At 61.1% G+C, this 24,867-nt stretch carries 23 protein-coding genes and 1 pseudogene; 16 read left to right on the forward strand and 8 right to left on the reverse strand.

Annotated elements, in window-relative coordinates:
- Nucleotides 1-104 precede the first annotated feature (104 nt).
- Nucleotides 105-2,825, forward strand: coding sequence for a DNA mismatch repair protein MutS (gene mutS, locus AC0VX3_RS01570; protein ID WP_475525117.1), 2,721 nt, complete (start codon nucleotides 105-107; stop codon nucleotides 2,823-2,825).
- 140 nt (nucleotides 2,826-2,965) lie between these two features.
- Nucleotides 2,966-4,156, forward strand: coding sequence for an MFS transporter (locus tag AC0VX3_RS01575; RefSeq protein WP_475523257.1), 1,191 nt, complete (start codon nucleotides 2,966-2,968; stop codon nucleotides 4,154-4,156).
- A 19-nt stretch (nucleotides 4,157-4,175) separates the two neighbouring features.
- Here AC0VX3_RS01575 and AC0VX3_RS01580 read toward each other — a convergent pair whose 3' ends face one another.
- Nucleotides 4,176-4,697: a DUF2244 domain-containing protein gene (locus AC0VX3_RS01580; RefSeq protein ID WP_475523258.1), complete on the reverse strand. Its 522-nt coding sequence runs from the start codon at nucleotides 4,695-4,697 to the stop codon at nucleotides 4,176-4,178.
- 22 nt (nucleotides 4,698-4,719) lie between these two features.
- Between AC0VX3_RS01580 and nth the strand changes: the two genes are divergently transcribed.
- Nucleotides 4,720-5,544 (forward strand): endonuclease III, encoded by an 825-nt coding sequence (gene nth, locus AC0VX3_RS01585; RefSeq protein ID WP_475523259.1) that lies wholly within the window; start codon nucleotides 4,720-4,722, stop codon nucleotides 5,542-5,544.
- Between the two features lie 56 nt (nucleotides 5,545-5,600).
- Nucleotides 5,601-6,089 carry a GNAT family N-acetyltransferase gene (locus tag AC0VX3_RS01590; RefSeq protein WP_475523260.1) on the forward strand — a complete coding sequence of 163 codons (489 nt, stop codon included), beginning with the start codon at nucleotides 5,601-5,603 and terminating at the stop codon, nucleotides 6,087-6,089.
- Between the two features lie 6 nt (nucleotides 6,090-6,095).
- Here AC0VX3_RS01590 and irrA read toward each other — a convergent pair whose 3' ends face one another.
- Nucleotides 6,096-6,527 carry an iron response transcriptional regulator IrrA gene (gene irrA / locus AC0VX3_RS01595; RefSeq protein WP_475523261.1) on the reverse strand — a complete coding sequence of 144 codons (432 nt, stop codon included), beginning with the start codon at nucleotides 6,525-6,527 and terminating at the stop codon, nucleotides 6,096-6,098.
- A gap of 336 nt (nucleotides 6,528-6,863) precedes the next feature.
- Here irrA and fabA point away from each other — a divergent pair, with 336 nt between their 5' ends.
- The 3 genes from fabA to fabI all read left to right on the forward strand — a co-directional run bounded on the left by fabA (nucleotide 6,864) and on the right by fabI (nucleotide 9,556).
- Nucleotides 6,864-7,370, forward strand: coding sequence for a 3-hydroxyacyl-[acyl-carrier-protein] dehydratase FabA (gene fabA / locus AC0VX3_RS01600; protein WP_348144524.1), 507 nt, complete (start codon nucleotides 6,864-6,866; stop codon nucleotides 7,368-7,370).
- 139 nt (nucleotides 7,371-7,509) lie between these two features.
- Nucleotides 7,510-8,733 carry a beta-ketoacyl-ACP synthase I gene (gene fabB, locus AC0VX3_RS01605; protein ID WP_475523262.1) on the forward strand — a complete coding sequence of 408 codons (1,224 nt, stop codon included), beginning with the start codon at nucleotides 7,510-7,512 and terminating at the stop codon, nucleotides 8,731-8,733.
- A 10-nt stretch (nucleotides 8,734-8,743) separates the two neighbouring features.
- Entirely contained in the window at nucleotides 8,744-9,556 is an 813-nt protein-coding gene (fabI, locus tag AC0VX3_RS01610) for an enoyl-ACP reductase FabI (protein WP_348144518.1), read from the forward strand.
- A gap of 120 nt (nucleotides 9,557-9,676) precedes the next feature.
- Here the strand turns inward: fabI and AC0VX3_RS01615 are convergent, their stop codons facing one another.
- Entirely contained in the window at nucleotides 9,677-10,147 is a 471-nt protein-coding gene (locus AC0VX3_RS01615) for an SH3 domain-containing protein (RefSeq protein WP_475525118.1), read from the reverse strand.
- Between the two features lie 315 nt (nucleotides 10,148-10,462).
- On the opposite strand from AC0VX3_RS01615, the gene AC0VX3_RS01620 reads away from it, so the two are divergent.
- Both AC0VX3_RS01620 and AC0VX3_RS01625 read left to right on the forward strand, forming a co-directional pair.
- Nucleotides 10,463-11,449: a 2-hydroxyacid dehydrogenase gene (locus tag AC0VX3_RS01620; RefSeq protein WP_475523263.1), complete on the forward strand. Its 987-nt coding sequence runs from the start codon at nucleotides 10,463-10,465 to the stop codon at nucleotides 11,447-11,449.
- A 21-nt stretch (nucleotides 11,450-11,470) separates the two neighbouring features.
- On the forward strand, nucleotides 11,471-12,355 hold the full coding sequence (locus AC0VX3_RS01625) for an aminoglycoside phosphotransferase family protein (protein ID WP_475523264.1): 885 nt from the start codon (nucleotides 11,471-11,473) through the stop codon (nucleotides 12,353-12,355).
- 49 nt (nucleotides 12,356-12,404) lie between these two features.
- Here AC0VX3_RS01625 and dnaQ read toward each other — a convergent pair whose 3' ends face one another.
- From dnaQ to AC0VX3_RS01650, 5 genes and pseudogenes are all read right to left on the reverse strand, one after another.
- Nucleotides 12,405-13,118 (reverse strand): DNA polymerase III subunit epsilon, encoded by a 714-nt coding sequence (dnaQ, locus tag AC0VX3_RS01630; RefSeq protein WP_475523265.1) that lies wholly within the window; start codon nucleotides 13,116-13,118, stop codon nucleotides 12,405-12,407.
- A 127-nt stretch (nucleotides 13,119-13,245) separates the two neighbouring features.
- The gene (coaE, locus tag AC0VX3_RS01635) at nucleotides 13,246-13,833 is read right to left on the reverse strand and encodes a dephospho-CoA kinase (RefSeq protein WP_475523266.1); all 588 of its coding nucleotides are present in this window, start codon (nucleotides 13,831-13,833) and stop codon (nucleotides 13,246-13,248) included.
- The gene (locus AC0VX3_RS01640) at nucleotides 13,830-14,678 is read right to left on the reverse strand and encodes a shikimate dehydrogenase (RefSeq protein WP_475523267.1); all 849 of its coding nucleotides are present in this window, start codon (nucleotides 14,676-14,678) and stop codon (nucleotides 13,830-13,832) included. Before AC0VX3_RS01640 ends, coaE begins: the two co-directional genes overlap by 4 nt.
- Nucleotides 14,675-15,274, reverse strand: coding sequence for a Maf-like protein (locus AC0VX3_RS01645; RefSeq protein ID WP_475525119.1), 600 nt, complete (start codon nucleotides 15,272-15,274; stop codon nucleotides 14,675-14,677). Before AC0VX3_RS01645 ends, AC0VX3_RS01640 begins: the two co-directional genes overlap by 4 nt.
- Nucleotides 15,275-15,304: 30 nt before the next feature.
- Nucleotides 15,305-16,088 (reverse strand): annotated as a pseudogene (locus AC0VX3_RS01650) (pyruvate, water dikinase regulatory protein).
- A gap of 487 nt (nucleotides 16,089-16,575) precedes the next feature.
- Between AC0VX3_RS01650 and hemE the strand changes: the two are divergent.
- The 7 genes from hemE to rsmG all read left to right on the forward strand — a co-directional run bounded on the left by hemE (nucleotide 16,576) and on the right by rsmG (nucleotide 24,849).
- Entirely contained in the window at nucleotides 16,576-17,604 is a 1,029-nt protein-coding gene (gene hemE / locus AC0VX3_RS01655) for a uroporphyrinogen decarboxylase (RefSeq protein WP_475523268.1), read from the forward strand.
- A gap of 3 nt (nucleotides 17,605-17,607) precedes the next feature.
- Complete coding sequence (hemJ, locus tag AC0VX3_RS01660; protein ID WP_475523269.1) at nucleotides 17,608-18,036, forward strand: protoporphyrinogen oxidase HemJ; 429 nt, start codon at nucleotides 17,608-17,610, stop codon at nucleotides 18,034-18,036.
- Between the two features lie 305 nt (nucleotides 18,037-18,341).
- A complete protein-coding gene (gene rho, locus AC0VX3_RS01665) occupies nucleotides 18,342-19,607 on the forward strand; it encodes a transcription termination factor Rho (protein ID WP_342893352.1) in 1,266 nt (421 codons plus the stop codon).
- Nucleotides 19,608-19,753: 146 nt separating this feature from the next.
- On the forward strand, nucleotides 19,754-20,308 hold the full coding sequence (locus tag AC0VX3_RS01670) for a GNAT family N-acetyltransferase (protein ID WP_475523270.1): 555 nt from the start codon (nucleotides 19,754-19,756) through the stop codon (nucleotides 20,306-20,308).
- A gap of 327 nt (nucleotides 20,309-20,635) precedes the next feature.
- On the forward strand, nucleotides 20,636-21,985 hold the full coding sequence (mnmE, locus tag AC0VX3_RS01675; RefSeq protein WP_475523271.1) for a tRNA uridine-5-carboxymethylaminomethyl(34) synthesis GTPase MnmE: 1,350 nt from the start codon (nucleotides 20,636-20,638) through the stop codon (nucleotides 21,983-21,985).
- Between the two features lie 315 nt (nucleotides 21,986-22,300).
- Complete coding sequence (gene mnmG, locus AC0VX3_RS01680; protein ID WP_475523272.1) at nucleotides 22,301-24,190, forward strand: tRNA uridine-5-carboxymethylaminomethyl(34) synthesis enzyme MnmG; 1,890 nt, start codon at nucleotides 22,301-22,303, stop codon at nucleotides 24,188-24,190.
- Complete coding sequence (rsmG, locus tag AC0VX3_RS01685) at nucleotides 24,190-24,849, forward strand: 16S rRNA (guanine(527)-N(7))-methyltransferase RsmG (RefSeq protein WP_475523273.1); 660 nt, start codon at nucleotides 24,190-24,192, stop codon at nucleotides 24,847-24,849. The genes mnmG and rsmG overlap by 1 nt, the downstream gene beginning before the upstream one ends.
- Nucleotides 24,850-24,867 lie beyond the last annotated feature (18 nt).

Below are 24,867 nucleotides of genomic sequence, written 5' to 3' on the forward strand. Positions count from 1 at the left end.
AAAAACCGCCGGTGGACAAACGCGTGGCCTTTCTCCTTTGGATCGATCCGCTCAACCGCAATCAAGCGCTTTCCCTTGAAAGCCGGTTGATCTACGTATCAGACATGAGTGGACAGAACGCGCAAAACCCGGTTCCGGCGGACACCAAGGTCACGCCGATGATGGCCCAGTTCCTGGAGATCAAGGCTGCCAATCCCGACAGCCTGCTGTTCTACCGGATGGGCGATTTCTACGAAATGTTCTTCGAGGATGCGGAAGTGGCCTCGGCGGCGCTGGGCATCACGCTGACCAAGCGGGGCAAGCACCAGGGCGACGACATTCCCATGTGCGGGGTGCCTGTGCATGCAGCGGACGATTACCTGCAAAAGCTGATCGCCAAGGGCATTCGCGTTTCGGTCTGCGAACAGACCGAAGACCCGGCGGCGGCCAAGAAACGCGGCTCCAAGTCGGTGGTCCGCCGTGATGTGGTCCGTCTCGTCACCCCGGGCACCCTGACCGAGGAACGGCTTCTGGACGCAACGTCCAACAATTACCTGATGGCGCTGACACGCCTGAAGGGCGGGTCTCTTCAGGGCGAAGCCGTCTACGGACTGGCCTGGATCGACATGTCCACCGGATCCTTCCAGGTGTCCGAAACCGACCACCAGCGCGTCGCCGCGGACCTGGCCCAGGTCGCGCCGCGCGAACTGATCCTCGCCGATCACCTGCTGCAGGAGAGCGACTTGCGTCTGCTGGCCGAACAGTCCGGCGGCTCGTTGTCGCCGGTGCCGCGTGCCTTTTTCGACAGCTCGACGGCCACCGACCGGCTGGCGCATTATTTCGGCGTCAAGACCCTGGACGGCTTCGGCACCTTCAGCCGGGCCGAACTGTCGGCCGCCGCCGGCATCCTTGCCTATGTCGAGAAAACCCAGCTCGGCGAACGCCCGCCCCTCGACCCGCCGGTTCGCGAGGCCGGTGCCGGCAGAATGCTGATCGATCCGGCGACCCGCGCCAATCTGGAATTGTCCCGGACACTCTCGGGTGAAAGACAGGGCTCGCTGCTGGCCACCATCGACCGTACGGTCACGGGCGGCGGGTCCCGGCTGCTCGCCAGCAGGCTGGCCGGCCCGCTGTTCGATGTCGATGAAATTCAGCAGCGCCATGACGCCGTCGGCTTTTTTCTCGAACACGAACTGATGCGCGAAGGTCTGCGCCAGACCCTGAAGGGCGCACCGGACATGGCCCGCGCGCTGTCACGCATCGCCCTGAACCGGGGCGGCCCGCGGGACATTCTCGCCCTTGCCCTGGGACTATCGGCGGCACGGGCCGTGCTTGACCAGACAGGATCGAGCCCGGTGGCAATCCCGGCGGAAATTTCCGCCGCCCGCGCCAGCCTCGAGCGGGCGCCCCACGACCTCGGGGAGGAACTGACGCGCGCCATCCGGCAGGATCCGCCCCTGCTGAAACGGGACGGCGGTTTCATCGCAACCGGCTACAACGGCGACCTCGACGAATTGCGCTCGCTGCGCGACGAGAGCCGAAAGGTGATCGCGAAACTGCAGGCGCAATATGCCGAAGAGCTCGGTCTCCGGTCGCTGAAGATCAAGCACAACAACGTGCTCGGCTGGTTCATCGAGACCCCCACCGCCCAGGCGAACAGACTCACCGGCGATCCCGCCCGGTTCATCCACCGCCAGACAATGGCCGGAGCCATGCGGTTCACCACGACCGAACTGGCCGAACTGGAATCGAAGATTGCCAGCGCCGGCGAACGCGCGCTGGCCATCGAGATGGAGATTTTCGACCGCCTGGCAAATGCGGTCATCGATGCGGGCGAGACCATCAAGGCAGCGGCACAGGGCCTCAGCGCCCTGGACGTGTCGGCGGGGCTGGCCAAGCTCGCCCAGGAAGAGGCCCATGTGCGGCCGACCGTGGACGACAGCCGGGCCTTCGACATCAGGGGCGGGCGGCATCCGGTTGTCGAAAGCGCCCTGAAAAAAGGCGGCGGCGACAGTTTTGTTGCCAATGATGCCAATCTTGGCCCGGACTCGGACGAGGACATCGGACATATCTGGCTGATCACCGGTCCCAACATGGCCGGTAAATCGACGTTCCTGCGCCAGAATGCCCTGATCGCGGTGCTGGCCCAGATGGGGGCGTTCGTGCCCGCCATGTCCGCGCATATCGGTGTGGTCGACCGTCTGTTCTCGCGCGTCGGCGCGGCGGATGACCTGGCACGCGGACGCTCGACCTTCATGGTGGAAATGGTCGAGACGGCCGCCATCCTCAACCAGGCGGGCGACCGGTCCCTGGTCATTCTCGATGAAATCGGCCGGGGCACAGCCACGTTCGACGGCTTGTCGATTGCCTGGGCGACCATCGAGCACCTGCACGAGGTCAACAGGTCCCGCGCGCTGTTCGCCACCCACTACCACGAGCTGACGGCGCTTTCGGCCAAGCTCGACCGCCTGTCGAACGCCACGGTGTCGGTCAAGGAATGGAATGGCGAGGTGATTTTCCTGCACGAGATCGTGCCGGGCGCCGCCGACCGGTCCTACGGCATTCAGGTCGCCAAGCTCGCCGGCCTGCCGGCAACAGTGGTCGAACGCTCCAAACAGGTGCTCAGCCAGCTGGAAGAGCAGGACCGCAGGTCCCCGTCCGAGAGCCTGATCGACGAACTGCCGCTGTTTGCCAGCATCGCACCGCCCGTGCCCAGCGCCACAAGCGCGGAGCCAGACCCGGTGACAGGCGCTCTTGAGGACATCGACCCGGACGACATGACCCCGCGCGAGGCACTCGAGGCACTCTACCGGCTGAAGTCGCTGCGGGCGGAACGCACCGGCTGAAACAGTGGTCCGGAACTGACACCGATCCTTCGGCACGCGCGTGTCGGGTCTGTTGCCTCGGTGAAAAAGACCGTGACGGCGGCGTGTTGCAGGACTAGGCTGGTGTTCCCACCCGATATTCCAGTCCGGCCATTCGCTCCATGACGTTTTTCCTCCAGCTCCCCCGTCAGGCGGTGCTGATCCTGCTGCTTCAGTTCACCAACAGCCTGGGCGTGTCCTCGCTGGTGCCGCTGATGAGTTTTTTCATCGTCGACGGCCTCAAGGCCGAACCGTGGCAGGTGGGACTTTACACGGCGCTGTTGATGCCGCTGACCCTGCTTGCCAACAGATGGGCCGGCGAGCGGCTCGATCACGGGTTTGCGGTCAGGAAATTGCTGCTGATACCCGTGTCCGCCTTCGTGCTGCTGTCCGCCTTGCTGACGCAGGTTTCGAGCTTGTTGATGCTGATCGTGCTGATCGCGCCCCTGATGAGCCTGTCGAACATGGGATCGGGCACCATCTTCACCTTCGGCAGGCTCTACGCGGAGCGGCAGGCGCTCGATATCGGCCGCGTCAATTCCTGGCTGCGCATGACCGTGTCGCTCGCATGGATGATCGGTCCGGCCCTGTCATTCACATTGGTGGCGTCCTTCGGTTTTCCGGTGGCCTTCACCTGCGCCTTCGCCATCGGGCTCGTGTATCTGGCGCTGTGGCATGTCGTGGTTCCCGCTGACTTCAGGGCCAAACCGCGCATCCGGCCGGAGAAGGGACGGGAGCCCGTCAACCTGGGTCTTCTGATCGGAGGAATGTCCTGCATCGGCTTCGTGATCACCAATTCCCTGTTCGTTTCCGCGATGCCGCTTTATTTCGTCAACGAGACCGGCCTGCCCGGATCGACCCCCGGATTGTCGCTGTCGGTCAAGTGCCTGGTGGAGATCTTCGTGATCTTCGCGTCCGTCCGGCTTGCCGAACGCATCGGCACGCGGCAGGTGCTGATGCTCGCGGCCTGCCTGGCCGCTGTCAGCATGCTTTTGTTCACGCAAGTGTCCGCGCTCTGGCAGGTCCTGACGATCTCGGTTCTGGAAGGCACTTATTACGGCCTCTTCGCCGGCGTGGCGATCAGCTTCGTGCAGAGCTTCGCACCGGACAGGCCGGGGCGGGCCACCGCCGTCTACATGAACAGCCTGTTCCTGGGCAGCATGATCGGCAGCGTCTCCATGGGTTTCATCGCCAGCGCCGCGGATTTCAGAACGGTGCTGTTCGTGGCGGCAGTGAGTTCGATGGCCGCCCTCGCCACGCTGGTCGTCACCTTCCGGGTTCAGCCGGAAACCTCACAAACCTCAGAAACCTAGAAACTCCGGAAGCCGGGACCTAGATTCCCCCGGCCTTGGCCACGGACAATGCGTTTGTGATCGCGCCGGCGAAACTGGCCCGGTCGTCCGGATTGAGAAAATTGCCGAGATCGACGGTTTCTCCCCGTCCGGTCAGGGAAACGCGCACGACGCCCTCATCTTCGATCCGCTCGATCTTCAGCCGGACCCACACCGGATTGAAGCGGTATTCCTGGTGGTGCCCGCCGGGCCCGACCTTGCGAATGGCAATCTCGCTGCGGGAAACGACGATTTCCTCGAAAGCCCGCGCGGACCGGTAGTTCATGCGAAAGGCAAACCAGAGCAAGACAATGTCCAGGCCGAAAAACCCGAAGACCGGCCAGGCGCCGAGGCGCAGGAACACCAGTCCCGAGACAAAACAGACAAGGCCGAAGCAGCCCATCAGGATCAGGAACCCGTTCGGTCCGAGAGACCTGTAGGGTGTCAGCACGGCTGTGAAGAACGGCCGGTCACGTTCGTCGCGTTCGTCGCCGGCGTCGGGTTTCGGATTGTTCTTGCTCATGAGGATTGATTATAGAGGGAACATGACACAAGCAAAGAGCCCAACTTCCTCAAAGGCACGCGGCCTGTCCCCTGCAAAGGCGAAGACCCGGCGGAAAGCGCCCTCTGTCGACAATCCCGGCAAGGTCCTCAAGCGGTCCCGCTACAGCAAGGCGGAAGTCTACAGGATCTTTCAGCGCTTTCACGCCGACAATCCGGAACCCGAGGGCGAACTGAATTATGTGAATGCCTTCACGCTCCTGGTCGCCGTCGTCCTGTCCGCCCAAGCGACGGACGTTGGCGTCAACCGGGCCACAGGGCATCTTTTCCAGATCGCGGACACGCCGGAAAAAATGATCGCTCTGGGTGAAGACAGGGTGCGTGAGGAAATCAGGACGATCGGACTTTACAAGACCAAGGCCAAAAACGTCATTCGCCTGTCGGAACAACTGGTGCGCGACCATGGCGGTGAGGTGCCGGAAGACCGGGACGCCCTTGAAAGCCTTGCCGGTGTCGGCCGCAAAACGGCCAATGTGGTGCTGAACATCTATTTCGGCCATCCGACCATCGCCGTCGACACACACCTGTTCCGGCTGGGCAACCGGATCGGCCTCGCACCCGGCAAGACGCCCCTGGACGTCGAGAAAGCCATGGAAAAGGTGATCCCGCCAGAATTCGCCCTTCATGCCCATCACTGGCTGATCCTGCATGGCCGCTATATCTGCAAGGCACGCAAGCCCGAGTGCCGGCGCTGCGTGATCTACGACCTTTGCAAGAGCCCGGAAAAAGAGCCATTCGACGCCATTCCCGAGGTTGCCCTGCGCGCGCGGGCACAGGTTGAACGCGATGAACGGGAGACCGCCGATTGACCTTTCCGCTCGGTCCTTTCCCTGTCTGCCGGCGGCTCCGGTTCCGGGTGCCGACAGTGAACGACGCCGTTTTCTATCAGGAGCTGATGAGCGAGCCGGACTATCTCAGGTTCATCGCCGACTACGGCATCAACAGCCCGGAAGCTGCCGCCGACTACATCAAGTCGAAATCACTTGTCCGGTTTGCATCCCAGGGCGTCGGGCTCTGGCTGGTCGAATTGAAGGATACCCGCGAGCCTATCGGCGTCTGCGGCCTGGTGGTCCGCCCGGAACTCAAGTATCCCGATCTCGGTTTCGCGTTTCTGGCGGCCCATCGCGGCCGCGGCTATGGGTGCGAAGCGGGACAGGCGGTGCTTGAATTCGCCGAAAGAGCGCTGAAACTGCGTACTTTGTGCGCAATCACCCATCCGGACAACGCGCGCTCCGCCAACCTGTTGAAGAAGATCGGCTTCGAGGCGCAAGGACAGCGTCACCTAACGGAAATCGGATCGACCGCCGACTATTATCTCTGGAAACTGCGATATGTGGACGCCGGCCTGGGCTGATGCGCGTCAGCGTTTCTCGCGCACTCTCACGACCACATCCACCCGAACGACTTCCATGCCCGCCGGTGCCTCCGGCAGGCGGCCGATGCCGACGCCTTCACCCGGAATGTCGATGACGCGGTTTTCGCCTTCGATGAAGAAGTGGTGGTGGTCGGACACGTTGGTATCGAAGTAGGTCTTGTTGCCGTCGATCGCGACTTCCCGCAGCAGGCCCGCTTCCGTGAACTGGTGCAGAGTGTTGTAGACCGTCGCAAGGGAGACCGGCACGTCGGCGTCGACCGCTTCCTCATGGAGCAGCTCTGCGGAAATGTGACGGTCGCCCCTGGAATAAAGCAGTTCTGCCAGACAAACACGCTGGCGTGTCGGCCGCAGACCTGCCGTCCTCAGCATATCGGTCACATCCTTGCCGGCGGATTCTGTCGCCATATGCATCGTCATTCCGGTCCGATCCAGGTCTTCAGTCGCTGTCTCACGAAGGCTTCCCGGTCCGAACGACCGTGTCTGGGGAGGCGCATTGCGTGGGTTCAGGCCTATATCTGCCATTTCTTGTACCCAGGATGCAAGTTTTAAACGCCGTGGCCCGTGGGCCAAAAAGACGCAAACCCTTCACCGGGAAAGCGCATCCGCGGGGTAAAGTCCCGAAAAATCGCGGCAACTTCGCTCAACTGACATCTTTCAGTCATGGTTCCCCTGTGTTAGGAAGGCGCCTCAAACGCACCGAAAACGAACCAACCGGCCCGCTCACCCCGGGCAGGGCATTTATACGGATCCTGAATGACCGAGCGCCGCTCCAGCTACGATTACGAAGACCTTCTCGCCTGCGGCCGCGGCGAGCTGTTTGGACCGGGCAATGCGCAATTGCCGCTTCCGCCGATGCTGATGTTCGACCGGATCACGGAGATTTCCGAAACCGGTGGTGAATTCGACAAGGGATATGCCCGCGCCGAATTCGATATCAAGCCGGATCTCTGGTTCTTTCCGTGCCATTTCCAGGGCAACCCGATCATGCCGGGCTGTCTCGGTCTCGATGCGATGTGGCAGTTGACCGGTTTCTTCCTCGGCTGGCTTGGGCTCGAAGGCAAGGGCATGGCCCTGTCGACCGGCGAAATCAAGTTCAAGGGCATGGTAACGCCGGACGTGAAACTGGTTGAGTACGGTATCGATTTCAAACGCATCATGAAGGGCCGCCTTGTGCTCGGCACCGCCGACGGCTGGCTGAAGGCCGACGGCGAAGTGATCTACAGGGCAACCGACCTGCGCGTGGGCCTGGCAAAGAGCTGACCCCTTTCAAGCAGGATTGACCATCGGGCCGGCGCTTCTTTGTTCTCGGGGGCGCCGGTTTGCATATTATCTATGAGCCGGCGGGCTGCCGGGGACCCTCGAAGCCTCGCCGACCAGAGCAGGAACTTAGGAGACCGCAATGAGACGCGTTGTCGTCACCGGTATGGGAATCGTATCCTCCATCGGATCAAACGTACAGGAAGTGCTGACCAGCCTGCGCGAAGGCAAGTCCGGGATCAGTTTCGCACCGGATTACGCCGAACACGGCTTCCGCAGCCAGATTCACGGCAAACCGGATGTCGATATCCCCTCGCTGATCGACAAGCGCCAGCTTCGCTTCATGGGCGACGGCGCGGCCTACAACTTCATTGCCATGCAACAGGCGATTGCCGACAGCGGACTGGAAGAGACCGATGTCTCCAACGTGCGTACGGGCCTGATCATGGGCTCGGGCGGTCCGTCCACCAAGAACCTGTTCCAGGCGCATCAGATCGTTCTGGAAAAAGGCGCCCCGAAACGCATGGGCCCGTTCATGGTGACCCGGGGCATGAGTTCGACCAACTCGGCCTGCCTGGCGACACCGTTCAAGATCAAGGGCATCAACTATTCGATCACCTCGGCCTGCTCCACATCGGCGCATTGCATCGGCGCCGCGACCGAACAGATCCAGTTCGGCAAGCAGGACGTGATGTTCGCCGGTGGCGGTGAGGAACTCGACTGGACCCTGTCCTGCCTGTTCGACGCCATGGGAGCCATGTCCTCCAAGTACAACGACACGCCGCAGACCGCGGCCCGTGCCTATGACGCCACCCGCGACGGGTTCGTCATCGCCGGCGGCGGCGGGGTTGTCGTTCTTGAAGAACTGGAGCACGCCAAGGCGCGCGGCGCAAAGATCTACGCCGAAGTGACCGGTTATGCCGCAAACTCCGACGGCTACGACATGGTCGCACCGTCCGGCGAGGGCGGGGAGCGCTGCATGCGCCTTGCCATCGAAACCCTCGGCGAGCGCAAGGTGGACTACATCAACGCGCACGGCACCTCGACCCCGGTGGGCGACATCGGCGAGATCGAGGCGGTCCGCAAGGTCTTCGGTGAGAACCAGCCCCCCGTGTCCTCGACCAAGTCCCTGACCGGCCACAGCCTCGGCGCGACCGGCGTGCAGGAAGCCATCTACTGTCTGCTCATGCTGCAGCACGATTTCATCACGGCCTCGGCGAACATCACCGAGCTCGACCCGGCCCTGAAGCCGGAAGAAATCGCCATGGAGCGTGTCGACAATGCCGGCCTTGATACGGTTCTTTCCAACAGCTTCGGCTTCGGCGGCACCAATGCCTCCCTTGCGCTGTCGCGTTTCCACGGCTGAGGAGTTCTGAATGTCTGAACTGATGAAGGGCAAGCGTGGCCTGATCATGGGCGTTGCCAATGACCATTCGATCGCGTGGGGCATTGCCAAAGCCCTTTCCGACCAGGGTGCGGAGATTGCCTTCACCTACCAGGGCGAAGCCTTCGGCCGGCGCACCAGGCCGCTGGCGGATTCCATCGGCTCGAAGATCCTGTTGCCGTGCGATGTCGAGGACATTGCCTCGGTCGACGCCGTGTTCGACGCTCTGCGTGAAGAATGGGGCAGCATCGACTTTCTTGTGCATGCGATCGCCTTTTCCGACAAGACGGAACTGCGCGGCAAATATGCGGACACCACCCGGGAGAATTTCTCCCGAACCATGATGATTTCCTGCTTTTCCTTCACCGAGATCGCCAAGCGCGCTGCCGCCCTGATGACCAACGGCGGCTCCATGGTCACGCTCACTTATGGCGGCTCCACCAAGGTGATGCCGAACTACAACGTGATGGGTGTCGCCAAGGCCGCTCTGGAATCGTCCGTGCGCTATCTGGCCGTCGACTATGGCGAACAGAACATCCGCGTGAATGCGATTTCCGCCGGTCCGGTGCGCACGCTTGCCGGCTCCGGTGTGTCTGATGCGCGCCTGATGTTCAATTTCCAGAAGCGCAACTCGCCGCTCCGCCGGACCGTGTCGCTCGAGGAAATCGGCGGAACCGGGCTCTACCTGCTGTCGGACCTCTCCGGCGGCGTGACCGGGGAAGTGCATTTTGTCGACAGCGGCTACAACATCATGTCGATGCCGCGCCTGAACGAATTGAAGGAACAGGAAGTCAAGGTCGACTGAAGCTTTCAGACAATTTTCCAAAATCAGAAGGCGGCCGTTTGGCCGCCTTTTTCGTTTGATTCAACACCTGTCGCCTGCCCGGCTGAAACGAAACGTTCGGCGCGCCCAGGGTCCGGCAGCTCAGTCGCTGACCACTTCGTCCGGATAGACCCCGAACAGCCGTGTCTGGTCCAGCCAGCCGTCGTAGCTGTCGCCATTGACCCGGCACCAGCCGCCGGAGCACTCCGAAACCGATGTCAGCACGAAAGGTTCCAGCTCGGCGACAATATCCGCGTCCGAGCGCGAGCGTGCCCGCAGCGGTGTGCGGTCGTTCTTTTCCCAGGGGGTGATCAGGGCGGTGCGGCGGCCGGACAGGAGCGAATGGAAAACCCAGCCCTGTTTGCCTTCCCAGTCGCGGATCTGGCGCCAGTTCTCGAATTCCTGGATGATCTCGACAGGAAGTCCGGACTGAACGAATGTCCAGGCGATCTTGTGCTCCCGGGAGGGACCGACACGGACATTGACCCTGTCCGATTTCAGGCTCACGAATCGCGGCAGCGGCAGGTCGGTCGGTCTTGTTGCCGTTCCTTGCGCGCGCGCTGCTCCGGTCATGGCAATCAGCCCGACCACAATTGCGGTCACGCATAAAAAGAGCCGGGAGTTAGGAAACGAACGTGCCATATTGTCCGGATGTCCAATTGTTATTGATCGCTTTTCCGAGGAAAAGCTGTACCGAAAAATGCGCGCGAAAACCAGAGTCCCGAGCACGGCGCCCTGGTTATCAGCGGCGAATTCAACCGATCCCTTGTTTCTGCTGGACCATCTGGTAAGGAATGAGAGTGGTCTTTTCCGCTTGCGCAACGCGCAGGGTCAAGGTGGTACCGTTGGGGTTAACAAGTCCTCAATGAAGCGCGGAAGGCAGTTGGTATGACGAAAAAGAAGCCTGTCGTTGTTGTCACCCGGAAGCTTCCGGAAGTGGTCGAAACGCGAATGCGCGAACTTTTCGAAACGCGACTCAACGAAAATGACAGGCCCTACAGCCAGGCAGAGCTGGTCGAAGCTGTCAGAACAGCCGATGTTCTGGTGCCGACCGTGACCGACCGGATCGATTCCTCGGTGCTGTCGCAGGCGGGCGAGAACCTGAAGCTGATCGCGAATTTCGGAAATGGTGTCGACAATATCGATGTTGTCAGCGCCAACAACCGCGGCATCAACGTCACCAACACGCCCGGCGTTCTGACCGAGGACACCGCCGACATGACCATGGCGCTGATGCTGGCCGTGCCGCGGCGTCTTGCCACAGGCATCAAGGCCCTGGAAAGCGGCGACTGGGCAGGCTGGTCGCCGACCTGGATGCTCGGCCACCGGATCTGGGGAAAACGGCTCGGCATCGTCGGCATGGGCCGAATCGGCCAGGCCGTCGCCCGCCGCGCCAAGGCCTTCGGCATGTCGATCCACTATCACAATCGCCGCCGATTGCCCGAAAGCGTCGAGGAAGACCTCGAAGCGACATATTGGGAAAGCCTCGACCAGATGCTGGCACGGATGGACGTGGTGTCGATCCATTGCCCGCACACCCCCGGCACCTTCCACCTTCTGTCCGCGCGAAGGCTGAAGCTCCTGAAGAAGGACGCCTATGTGGTCAACACCGCGCGGGGCGAGGTGATCGACGAGAACGCCCTCATCCGGATGCTCGAAGCCGGAGACCTGGCCGGCGCCGGCCTCAACGTCTTCGAGCACGAACCGGCCGTCAATCCGAAACTGGCCAAACTTTCGAATGTCGTGCTGCTGCCGCATATGGGCTCGGCAACCATCGAAGGCCGAATCGAGATGGGCGAAAAGGTCATCATCAACATCAAGACCTTCATGGACGGCCATCGTCCGCCGGACCGTGTGCTGCCGTCGATGTTGTGACCCGGTTCCAGGATCGCTTTCGTGGCTGAGCCGTCTTGCGGGCCTTCGTTTCGCGCCCCGGAGGCGCTCACCTGGCTGAATACATTGGAAGCCGGCAGGGCCTGGCTTGAGGCGCTTCCCGGTCTTCTTGACGCGGCCCGATCCCGGTTCGATCTCGACACCCTTGGCACGCCGTTTTCCGGCGGCAACGTGTCATATGTCGTGCCGGCGGTGCGCCAGGGCCGGGACGTTGTCCTGAAACTCAGATTCATCGACCGGACATCACGCCATGAGCCCGAAGCCCTGGCCTTCTGGAACGGCAACGGCGCCATCCATCTGCTCGACCATGCCCCGGACCTCGGCGCGCTGCTGCTGGAGCGCTGCCGGCCGGGCCGCTTTCTCGCAGACGATCCGGACGCCGACCATCTGGGTGTTCTGGGTGATCTGCTCCGCAAACTCCTGGTGCCGGCCGGCGCGCCCTTCGGCTCCCTGAAGGCAGAGGCGGCGCTCTGGCTGGACACGCTGTACAGCGACTGGCGCGCGGCCGGAAAACCCTGTGAGCAGCGTCTGGTGGACGCGGCGGCTGCCTCCCTGACAGACCTGGGCGCGGACGAGACGGAGCAGATACTGCTCAACCAGGACCTTCACGGCCACAATGTCCTGTCAGCCGACCGCCTGCCCTGGCTGATGATCGATCCGAAACCGCTGGTCGGTGACCCTGCCTTCTGCCTGAGCCCTGTCGTCAGAAGTTTTGAATTCGGACATTCAAGACAGGCGGCCCTGTACCGCCTGGACAGGCTGTCAGCCGAACTCGGCCTTGACCGGGAGAGGGCGCGCCTGTGGACGATCGGCCAGACCATGTCCTGGTCCTTCGACAGCCCGTTCGGTGCGCGCCACTTCGAGACAGCTCGCTGGTTGCTCGGCTGATACCCGGAACCTGCCATCCATCGGCACAGACCTCCGGTGACCCTCGGTACTAGCTGCCGTATTTGGCCCAGATCGCATCTTCACCCATGCCTTCGATGAAGGCCTTGTGGGCTTCGACTTCACCGGCGCCGACCGGACGTTCGATTGGCGCCGGCCGCGGGCGGGCGTTGAAGGAACCAAGTTCGCCGGGTTTGCTGGAGACGGACTGTGACGAAGTTTCTTCTTCCTCCGGCATCAGGCCAAGGCCCTTTTGCCGGCCGCCGATCAGTTCCAGATAGACTTCGGCCAGGATCTCCGCGTCGAGAAGCGCGCCGTGTTTGACGCGCCTGGAATTGTCGATGCCGTAGCGTGAACAAAGCGCGTCGAGCGAATTCGGTCCGGAGGGATGCTTGCGGCGGGCGATTTCGAGCGTATCGAGAACCTGGGTCTGGGCAATCAATCTGCGTCCGGCCCGTTCCAGCTCCATGTTGATGAAGCCCATGTCGAAGGCCGCGTTGTGGATGACCAGGGTGGCATCGCCGACAAATTCCAGAAACTCGTCGGCCACATGCGCGAACAGCGGCTTGTCCGACAGGAATTCCTGCGACAGGCCGTGGACCCGGAATGCCCCTTCCGGCATGTCGCGCTGCGGGTTGATATAGACGTGATAGGAATTTCCGGTCGGGATGTGGTTGATCAGTTCCACGCCGCCGATTTCCACAAGCCGATCGCCGTCTCTCGGGTTCAGACCGGTGGTTTCGGTATCGAACGAGATTTCCCGCATGTCTTTGCCCTTTTTCTTCTGCATCCACTGTGCAGCTTGGCTCCGGCGAGACAAGAGGATCGGCCGGTTTTCCCCGGCGTTGTGCGACGCCCGGGAGATTTCGAAAAGGTGTCAGGCTTTCCCTAGGTCATCCACACCCCGCGATTGCCTTCAGGATGGCTTCTACGCTGCGGCGTGCCGGATCCATGCCGAGGCCGGTGTCGATCAGAAAATGCGCGCGGCGGCGTTTTTCCAGGTCAGGCAGTTGCTTGGAAAGAAGCGCCTGAAATCGGTCTTCGTCCATGCCGGGCCGGGAAAGCACCCGCTGCCGCTGGATTCCGGCAGCCGCAGTCACGACCACGGCAATATCGACACGCCGGTCGCCGCCGGTTTCAAACAGAAGCGGAATGTCCATCATGACGATGCGGCGGCCGTCGGACCGCGCCCGCTCTAGAAACAACTGCTCTTCCTCACGCACAAGCGGATGCACGATCGCCTCGAGCCGTTTCATGGCCTCCGGATTGCCGAGCACATGCGGCGACAGCAAGGTCCGGTCGACCTTGCCTTTGCTCACCGTGCCCTGAAAAGCGGCCTCGATGAGCGGTGCGGCACGACCGGCGTAAAGTGCATGAACGCTGGCGTCCGCATCGTGCACTGGAACGCCCCTTGCCGCGAACATTCTTGCCGTGGTCGACTTGCCCATGCCGATGGAGCCGGTGAGGCCGATCCTGATCACACTGCGGCTCCCAGATCGTCCAGGACCAGCTTTCGAAGCGTTTCATCGACCTCCGGACGCACCCCGAACCAGCGTTCGAACCCCGGCACGGCCTGGTGCAGCAGCATGCCGAGACCGTCCACTGTCCGGTTGCCCCGGTGCGCCGCCTGACGCAGCAGATCCGTTTCGAGCGGGACATAGACCGCGTCCGTAACGAGCGCCGAACGTGGCAATGGGGCAAGATCGATGTCAAGCGGTGCCTTGCCCGTCATGCCGAGGGAGGTCGTGTTGACCAGAAGGTCGGCTTGTTCCAGAACTGTCCTCAGCTTGTCCCAGCCGTGAGCAACCGTTCCGGCGCCAAATTCGTTCTCGATTGCGCTGGCTTTTTCAAAGGTTCGGTTGACGATATGCACCCTTGTGAATTTTCTGGATAAAAGTGCCCACACCACCGCCCGGGCCGCGCCGCCCGCGCCCAGCACCACCGCGGATTCACGTGAAACGTCCCAGCCAGACGCCTGCTGATCAAGATTTCCGAGAAATCCGAGCGCATCGGTATTGGCACCGCAAAGCTGCCCCGTCTCATTCAGCCACAACGTGTTGGCCGCGCCCATGGCTTGTGCCGCCGCGTCCAGATGCGCGCATGCCGCGGCGGCGACTTCCTTGTGCGGCACGGTGACATTGGCGCCGGCAAGTCCGGAATTCGCGAAATTCCGGTAGAATTCCGGCGCGGTTTCAGGCGGCACGTCCAGGCGGCTGTAGTCTCCGTCAATGCCGTGCTTGTTCAGCCAGTAGCCATGCACCAGCGGAGACCGGGACTGGGCCACCGGATGGCCGGTAACAGCGGCCTTTTTCGTCGCACCGCTCATGTCTCGATCACCTTCAACCTGCGCAGCTCGTCCAGAAGCGGCAGCATCGGCAGTCCGAGAATGGTGAAATAGTCGCCTTCAATCCTGTCGAACAGCTGCAATCCAAGGCTTTCCAGCTGATAGGCCCCGACGCTGGACAGAACCGCGTCGCCGGCCGCCGCCAGATAATGACCGATGAATTCCGGAGACAGCGCGCGCATCGTGAGGCGCGCCGTGGAAACATGGCGCCAGATCGCTTCGCCGTTTCGGGAAATCACGACGGCGGAGTGAAGTTCATGGGTCTTGCCGGAAAAGGCCAGCAGTTGCCGGCGGGCGGCTTCCATGTCCTCCGGTTTTGTCCGGCGTTCTCCCTCGAAGGCCAGGATCTGGTCGGCGCCGACCACCAGATCCGCGGAACGGCGGGTGCTGACGTTGTTGGCCTTGGCCTCGGCCAGCACACTTGCCAGGTCCTCGGGCGTGAAACCGGCCTCCAGAAGCGGGGCTTCCATTGCCCGCTCATCGACATCGGACGGATCGATCTCGATTGCCAGACCGGCGTTGTTCATAAGCTCTGCCCGGATCCGGCTGCCGCTCGCCAAGACAAGTGCCATTTTCAGTCCTCGTTTTTCGTATTCGCGGATCAGGTGTCAGCGTCCCGCGTCTTCCTGCCCTGATTTGTAGTCCTTGAAAAGGGTCAGGATTTCGGCAGCCGTTTCCTCGACGGACCGGCGCGTCACATCTATCAGCGGCCAGCTGTTATCGGAACACAGCCGCCGGGTCATGTTGATTTCCTGAGAAATTTCCTTCCGGTCGACATAGGTGTCGTTGTAGCCGTCCGAATTCAAGGACAATACCCGGTTCCGGCGGATCTGCTGGATGCGCTCGGCGGAAGCGATCAGGCCCACGATCATCGGGGCCTTCAGGTTCTTCACATGATCCGGCAGGGGAATTCCGGGAACCAGCGGCACGTTCGCCGCCTTGATGCCGCGGTTCGCCAGATAGATGCAGGTCGGGGTCTTTGACGTTCCGGGAAATGCCGATCAGCACAATGTCAGCGGATTCCAGGTCGTTCCAGACCTGTCCGTCGTCATGCAACATCGTGTAGTTGAGGGCCTCCATCCGGCGGAAATATTCAGCGTCCAGTTCATGCTGACCGCCGATCCGGTGGGTCTGGGTGACATTCAGATAGGACTGGAACACCGCAAAGACCGGGTCGAGAATGTTGACGAAAGGCACGCCGAGTTCCCGGCATTTGTTCTCCAGTCGCCTGGATATTTCCAGGTCCACGAGGGTGTAAAGCACGATTCCCGGCGCCTTCTCGACTTCGCTGATCACCCGGTCGAGCTGCTTTTGCGAGCGCACCAGGGGATAGACATGCTCGATTTCCTGAACATTCTCGTATTGAACCGTGGCCGCGCGGGCCACTGTCATCAGAGTTTCGCCGGTGGAGTCGGACACCAGATGGAGATGGAAGTAGTGTCTCGACTTGTTCACGATGTCATCCCCAGGCCTGTTGACGATTTGGGCAGTTCGTTGATGTCCTCGTGCCTAGCACGAAGTTTATGCCCGCTCAGCAGGAATTGTTAACAAAGTCTGAACGCGCGCAATCCGACGCCGAAACGGTTTCGCGGAGATGTGAATTCACAACAGCGCTGTGACATATCGACAGATTGTCCACCAACCCCCAATTTCTTAACGAAACGTAAACAGCCGGACAAGTAGCTGTAATGACGGTAAGATTTTTGTTATCGACTCCTGGGGAGGATTCCTGCTTAACAGCGGTGCGGATTTTTCCCGGCGAGAAATTCGGGCGTATGGATTGTGGACGGAAAATGATCCCGGTAATCCACGCTCAATAATAAAAAACAGATTCAAAATAAGAATCTTTATTGTTTTGAAATGTGGGAAAGGCGACCTCATGAAATCCGAAGACAGGGCCGTGATGCGGGTGCTCAGCGGCGAGAAGATCTGGCCGCCTCCCGTCTGGATGATGCGCCAGGCCGGACGTTATCTGCCTGAGTACCGGGCCACCCGTGCGAAGGCTTCGAATTTCCTGGATTTGTGTTACACGCCGGACCTGGCCACGGAAGTCACGCTTCAGCCGATCCGCCGGTATGGTTTTGATGCGAGCATCCTGTTCTCGGACATCTTCGTCGTGCCGGACGCCATCGGCTATCCGGTTCGTTTTGAAGAAGGACGGGGTCCCGTGCTGGAACCGCTGTCTTCCGATCTCATCGACCGTCTGGAACAGGACAGGGCCGAGGATCATCTGAAACCGGTCATAGAAACGGTTGCCCGCCTGAGAGCGGAGCTGCCAGAGGAGACGACGCTGCTGGGCTTCTGTGGCGCTCCCTGGACCGTGGCATGCTATTCCGTCGCCGGCCATACCACCCAGGACCAGGTGGCGGCGCGCGTGGGCGCGTATCGGGACCCGGACCTGATGCAACGCTTCGTCGATCAGCTTGTGGAAGCATCCATCAGGTATCTCGTCCGCCAGCTCGATGCGGGCGCCGACGCGGTTCAGATCTTCGACACCTGGGCCGGTGTCCTGGACGATGCGGGCTTCAGGCGCTGGTCGATCGAACCGACACGGAAGATTGTCGCCGGCGTCCGGGCGGTGCGGCCGGGAGCGAAGATCATCGGTTTTCCAAAAGCGTCCTCGGCCCGGATGCAGTCCTTTGTCGAAGGCACCGGCGTCGATGCGGTCGGGTTTGACTGGACGGCGCCCGATCACCTCGCGCTGGAGATCCAGAAACGTGTTCCGATCCAGGGCAATCTGGATCCGATGCGGCTGGTGGCCGGTGGCAAGGCACTGGAAGAGGGCGTCGCGCATATCCTGCGAACCTTCGACAAGGGACCGCTCGTGTTCAATCTCGGCCACGGGGTCACGCCGGATGCGGATCCGGACAATGTCGCGCGGATGGTCGAGCAGGTCAGAAAGGGTTAGCAGATGGATCTTTTTCTCTGGATCAAGGCATTGCACGTCATTGCGATCATCGCCTGGATGGCGGGAATGCTCTATCTGCCGCGCCTCTTCGTCTATCACACCGATGCGGAACCCGGATCGGTGCAATCGGAAACCTTCAAGGTCATGGAACGGCGCCTGCTCAAGGCGATCATCAATCCTGCGATGATCGTGGCCTGGGTGCTGGGCCTGTGGATGGCCTGGGAGCTGGAGGCCTGGCGGGACGGCTGGTTTCACGCCAAGTTTGCCCTGGTGCTGGCCATGTCCGCTATGCACGGTCATCTGACCGGCTGCGTGAAGAGGTTCGCCAAGGATGAAAACACCAGGTCGGCGCGCTACTACCGGATCCTGAACGAAGTCCCGACGGTGCTCATGATCGGCATCGTGATCTTCGTGATCGTCAAGCCTTTCTGAGGCAAGACGCGGTGTGAAAATTGCTGCGGCGGCCGGATCCTCCCGGCCGCCGTTTTCATGCCCGGATGATGCCTTTGAAAGCTCAAAAACCCGGCAGATTTGCAGTCTTGCGCTTTACCATAAAACAACGTATCTTCCGCCAATCTTCAAACGGCATAGCGAACGTTTTCAGTCGTTCCGCAGTTGCCGTGCAATCTGGATACGTCTTTAAAGTCTCTCAGATATCCTTCGGCCGACCCATCACTTCCGGCCCGGAGTGACCTTCCAAACCAATATCCCATAACAACATTAAGAACCCCAATTCGATGCGGGAAATGAAACTCAAAGACCTAAAAGCAAAAACACCGACAGAGCTCCTTCAAGTTGCCGAAGAGCACGAAGTCGAAAACGCCAGCACCATGCGCAAGCAGGAGCTGATGTTCGCCATCCTCAAGAACGTTGCTGCGCAGGATGTGGATATTATCGGCGAAGGCGTTGTGGAGGTGCTCCAGGACGGCTTCGGCTTCCTGCGGTCCCCCGACGCCAACTACCTGCCGGGACCGGACGACATTTATGTCTCTCCCTCGCAGATCCGCCGATTTTCCCTGAGGACCGGAGACACCGTCGAAGGCCAGATCCGGAGCCCCAAGGAAGGCGAACGTTACTTCGCTCTTCTCAAGGTCAACACGATCAACTTCGAGGATCCGGACAAGGCGCGTCACAAGGTTCACTTCGATAACCTCACACCGCTGTATCCAGATGAGCGATTCCGGATGGAAATCGAAGATCCGACGATCAAGGACCTGTCGTCCCGGATCATCGATCTGGTCGCACCGCTCGGCAAGGGCCAGCGCGCGCTGATCACGGCGCCGCCGCGGACCGGCAAGACGGTGTTCCTGCAGAACATCGCGAAATCGATCACCCACAATCACCCGGAATGCTACCTGATCGTTCTTCTGATTGACGAGCGTCCGGAAGAAGTGACCGACATGCAGCGGACGGTGGACGGCGAAGTTGTCTCCTCCACCTTCGACGAACCGGCGACCCGTCACGTGCAGGTTGCCGAAATGGTGATTGAAAAGGCCAAGCGCCTGACCGAGCATGGCCGTGATGTCGTTATCCTGCTGGATTCGATCACGCGTCTCGGCCGGGCCTACAATACGGTCGTGCCGTCTTCGGGCAAGGTTCTGACCGGTGGTGTCGATGCCAATGCGTTGCAGCGTCCGAAGCGCTTCTTCGGTGCTGCCCGTAACATCGAAGAGGGCGGATCGCTGACGATCATCGCGACGGCCCTGATCGATACGGGCAGCCGCATGGACGAAGTCATCTTCGAAGAGTTCAAGGGTACGGGTAACTCCGAAATCATCCTCGACCGGAAGATCTCCGACAAACGTGTTTACCCGGCGATCGACATCCAGCGTTCGGGAACGCGCAAGGAAGAACTTCTGGTTCCGCACGAGCGGCTCAAGAAGACATTCGTGCTGCGCCGGATCCTCAATCCAATGGGCACTGTCGATGCGATCGAGTTCCTGCTCGACAAGCTGAAGCAGACCAAGTCGAACGACGATTTCTTCGACAGCATGAACACTTGATCCCAAACGGATCGTTCTCTATTCAAAGGCGCGGACCCGAAGGGGTTCGCGCCTTTACTTTTTGTTAACACCTGTTTCACGTGAATCAGCTTCTTTGATTCGGATCCGTTGCGATGACCAAGACCGTCTTTCTGGAAACAGAGCGATTGCTGCTGCGCGCCTGGTGCGCTGAAGATGTTGATCCGTTCTGTGACCTATGCGCGGACCCTCACGTGATGCGGTATTTCCCGGAGCCGTTGACCCGAGAAAAGACCGAATCGCTGGTTTCAAGGTGTATCGAAAAGCAGAAGAAGTACGGGTTCTGCATGGCACCTGTGGAAGTGAAAGCCTCGGGCGAATTCCTGGGTTTTGTCGGTTTGAACCGTCCGGACTATGGCGTACCCCTGCCTTTCGATCCATGCGTTGAAATCGGCTGGCGGTTAAAGCAGTGGGGGTGGGGAAAGGGCTATGCGAGCGAAGCAGCAAGCGCCTGGCTTCGATTCGGCTTTGAAACAGTCGGCCTGGAAGAAATCGTTGCCTTCACCATTCCGGACAATCTTCCCTCGCAAAAAGTCATGACCCGGATCGGCATGACACGTGACGAGAACGGAGATTTCCTGCATCCGCTGTTGCCGGAAGATCATCCCGTCGCCCCGCATGTTCTGTATCGGTTGACGCGGACCGGCTGGGAACAGTTGCCGGACCGCGCCGCTGCCCTGTGACAACACCCCGGAAAACACATTGATTCACGTGAAACGGACCGGGCGTGCACATGTCGGTTTTGATGTTTCACGTGAATCCGTTTGATTCGGATCCGGTCCGCCTGCTTCCGGTTCACTGATGCGCCGGGAGCCCGGTTCATCTGCCATCGAGGTGGCCAATGATTCACGTGAAACAGATTGCGGGTCACTGCCTGGTCTTCGGAATGATCGCCGGACCCATTGAATCGGATTCGGAACGATTGTGACCTTCCGATGCGATCTTCCCGGACGTGCCGAGACTTGATAAGGAAGCGGTTCACACTGAAGGACCGGCCGGAAGGAATATCGTTGACTGACACGATCTATGCGCTTTCAAGCGGGGCGGTGCCCTCCGGCGTCGCGATCATACGCGTCTCCGGACAACGGACCTTCGACATCGTGGAAACCCTTGCCGGGCGTGTCCCCGAGCCACGCAAGGCGATACTTGCCAAACTCCGACATCCCCGGACCGGCGATCTGCTCGATGAGGCGCTGGTGCTGTGCTTCAGGGCGCCGAAGAGTTTCACCGGAGAAGATGTGGCGGAGTTTCATTGTCATGGCGGACGGGCGGTTGTCAGCGGGCTTCTGGCCGTGCTCGCAGACTTCGACCAGTGCCGCCCGGCGGAGGCGGGAGAGTTTACCCGGCGTGCGTTCGAGCACGGGCGGATGGACCTGACAGAGGTCGAGGGGTTGGCGGATCTGATCGCCTCGGAAACGGAGAGCCAGCGCAAGCAGGCACTCCGTCAGATGGGGGGCGCGCTCGGTGACCTCTATGATGGCTGGCGCAAGCGGCTCATCCACATGCGCGCGATGATCGAGGCCGACTTCGATTTCGCCGATGAAGAAGATGTTCCCGGCAGCGTGGCGCAGGAAGTGTGGATCGAAGCCGGTACCCTTCACGAGGAGATCGCGGACCACCTGGATCGGTCGACGAGTGGCGAGCGTCTCCGGTCCGGACTTCAGGTGGTGCTGATGGGCGCGCCGAATGCCGGCAAGTCGAGCCTGTTGAATGCCATTGCCGGCCGTGATGTTGCCATCGTGACGGAAGAGGCCGGCACCACGCGGGACGTGATCGAGGTCCATCTCGACCTCGGCGGATATCCGGTGACGCTTGTCGACACGGCGGGCCTGCGCCGGACAGAGGCGGTTGTCGAGCGTGAAGGGATCCGGCGGGCGGAAGAGCGCGGGCGCCAGTCGGATCTGATTCTCTGGCTGGTGGAGCCTGGAGGTGTGGACTGGGACGATCCGGAGGGTGGCCTTCCGACCGATTTGCGCGCCCATGTTCCGGTCTGGACCGTACGGACCAAGAACGACCTTGAGACTCCTCCGAAACAAGACTCTTCCGGAACGATCAAGGAAATTCCTTGCTCCAGCAAAATCCCACAGGGTGTCACGGGGTTGTTCGGGCACTTGAGCCGTTTTGCAGAAGAAACCATTTCTGTGGGGGAGGCACCTCTGGCCACCCGTGCCCGGCATCGACACTACCTGCAGGACTGCCTTTCCGGTCTCAGAACGGCGGTCGACGCGGCCCATCTGCCCACCGAACTGCGGGCTGAAGATCTGCGCCGGGCGGCAGATGCCCTGGGCAGGATCACCGGACGGATCGATGTAGAAGATCTGCTGGATGTCATCTTCCGGGATTTCTGTATCGGAAAATAGGAATGCGTGGGGCTCAATGACCCTGTTTCACGTGAATCATTCCTTGTTCCGAAAGGATCGGTTCATGTCCGGAACGTGTTTCACGTGAATCATTTCAGCCGGGTGCGGGAACGAAACGATGGTCTCTGAGGAGGTCGGCCCGCCTCGCGAATTCCGCTTTGACCCATACGCACGCAAGGCTTATAAGACCGCAACACGGTGCCGGCCTGTCCAGCCTGTGATACTCTGGCGTGAAGCCGGACCCTGATCCCAATTCCTGAACGGACACTGCCCGGGCCTGATCGTTGCTGACAGGTCGTGCGCACGGTAAAGAACATGAGCGAACTGGAACTGACATTTGACGTTGTGGTGATCGGTGGCGGCCATGCGGGCTGTGAGGCTGCGGCCGCCGCTGCCCGTGCGGGCGCGGCCACCGCCTTGGTCACGCACCGTTTCGATACCATCGGAGTGATGTCCTGCAATCCCGCGATCGGCGGATTGGGGAAGGGTCACCTGGTTCGGGAGATCGATGCGCTCGACGGTCTGATGGGACGGGTCGCGGATCGGGGCGGCATCCAGTTCCGCATGCTGAACCGCCGCAAGGGGCCGGCCGTGCGAGGGCCCAGGGCACAGGCCGACCGGAAACTCTACCGGCAAGCCATGCAGCAAGAAATCTCCGCCATCGACGGTCTGACAGTCGTGGAAGGGGAGGCGCACAAGATCAGGTTCAACGGCGAGGGTGCCGATCGGACGGTCGCCGGGATCGGGCTCGCCGACGGCCGCATGGTTCTGTGCAAGGCCATCGTTCTGACCAGCGGTACATTCCTGCGCGGGCTCATCCATATCGGCGACAGGAAGATCCCCGCAGGGCGCTCGGGCGAAGCGCCTGCGATGGGTCTGTCGGAGTCGCTGGAGGAAATCGGCTTTGATCTCGGACGCCTGAAAACAGGCACACCGGCGCGGCTTGACGGGCGGACCATCCACTGGGACCGGCTGGAAGAACAGCCCGGCGATGTGGACCCGATCCCGTTCTCGACGCTGACAGAGAAGATCACGACGCCGCAGATACCCTGCCATATCACCCGCACGACTCCGGAGACCCATGAGATCATCCGGCAGAACCTGTCCCGCTCGGCGATGTACTCCGGTGAGATCAAGGGACGGGGACCGCGCTATTGCCCGTCCATTGAGGACAAGATCGTTCGTTTCGGTGACCGGGACGGGCACCAGATCTTTCTTGAGCCGGAAGGCCTGGATGACGACACGGTCTATCCGAACGGCATTTCCACATCCTTGCCGGAAGACGCGCAGCTTGCTTTCCTCAGGACCATTCCGGGTCTGGAGGACGTGAAGGTCCTGCAGCCGGGATATGCAATCGAATACGACCATGTCGATCCGCGCGAGCTGCGGCCCACGCTGGAGGCCAAGCGCTGCGGCGGACTTTATCTCGCGGGCCAGATCAACGGCACGACGGGATATGAGGAAGCGGGTGCGCAGGGTCTTGTCGCCGGTCTCAACGCGGCTCTGAAGGCGGCTGGCCGTGAGCCCTTCGTTGTGGACAGGTCCCAGGGCTATATCGGCGTGATGATCGATGACCTGGTGACACGGGGGATTTCCGAGCCCTATCGCATGTTCACCTCCCGGGCCGAGTACCGGCTGTCGCTCAGGGCGGACAATGCGGACCAGCGTCTGACCCCGCTGGGCATTGCCATCGGCTGTGTTTCAGAGACCCGGCGGGCTGCATTTGAGCAAAAGATGTCCGGGATTGCCGCGGCACGGGATCTGTTCAAACGTCTGATCGTGACGCCGTCGGAGGCACAGAAGAAGGGCCTGCCGGTCAACCAGGACGGTATCCGCCGGTCCGCGTTCGATCTGCTGTCCTACCCGAATGTCACGCTGGAAGGTTTGATCGGGGTCTGGCCCGAGCTCGCCGAGATCGACTCGGCTGTCACGGAGCAAGTGGCGACGGATGCTCTTTATTCCGTTTATCTGGATCGTCAGCAGGCCGACATCGAGGCGCTGCAGCGCGACGAGGCCTTGGGAATCCCCGATGGTTTCGATTACGAAGCGATTACGGGTCTGTCCAATGAAGTCCGGCAGAAGCTGATCGATCTCAGACCGGCGACCCTCGGTCAGGCAGCACGCATGGACGGCATGACACCGGCCGCCCTGACCCTGATCCTGTCGCGTCTGAAGCGGCAGGACACCCAGCGAGGCGCTGCCTGATGGCGCGGCCGGTGGTGTTGAACAGTTCTGGACAGGTTGTGCATAAGTTTGGGGATGTTTCACGTGAAACGTTGGAGCGGCTGCAGATCTACGTCGACCTGGTTTTGAAGTGGCAACCCGCACAAAACCTCATTGCACCGTCCACCATTCCGGATATCTGGACCCGCCATGTGGCCGACAGTCTGCAGACCCGGTGGAGTTATCCAGAGGCACGGGTCTGGGTGGATATCGGCAGCGGCGCCGGGTTTCCCGGTGTGGTCACGGCGATCCTGATGGCGGACGATGATGCCGACGGTCATGTCCACATGATCGAGAGCAATCAGCGCAAGGCGGCGTTTCTCAGAACGGCGCTGCGGGAGACCGGCTCCAAAGGCACGGTGCACGCTGGCCGGATCGAATCGGTTGCGAAAGAGTGGACGCTGGGGCCAGTGGATGCGGTTTCCGCCCGCGCCCTTGCCTCGCTCGATCTGTTGATGGCCTTGTCGGAGCCCTTCACACGCCAGGGTGCCCGGGCCGTTTTCCACAAAGGCCAGGATTTTCAGAGAGAAGTTAACGAAGCTACTGCCCGTTGGGACTTCGACATGATAGAAAAGACCAGTCTTGTTGATCCAATGAGCCGGATGCTTCTTTTCTCAAATATTTCTGCCCGGCCGGAGTAACCCAGGAAGGTGTGGTGG

Source organism: Roseibium sp. QJM3NY_11, from assembly GCF_056173175.1.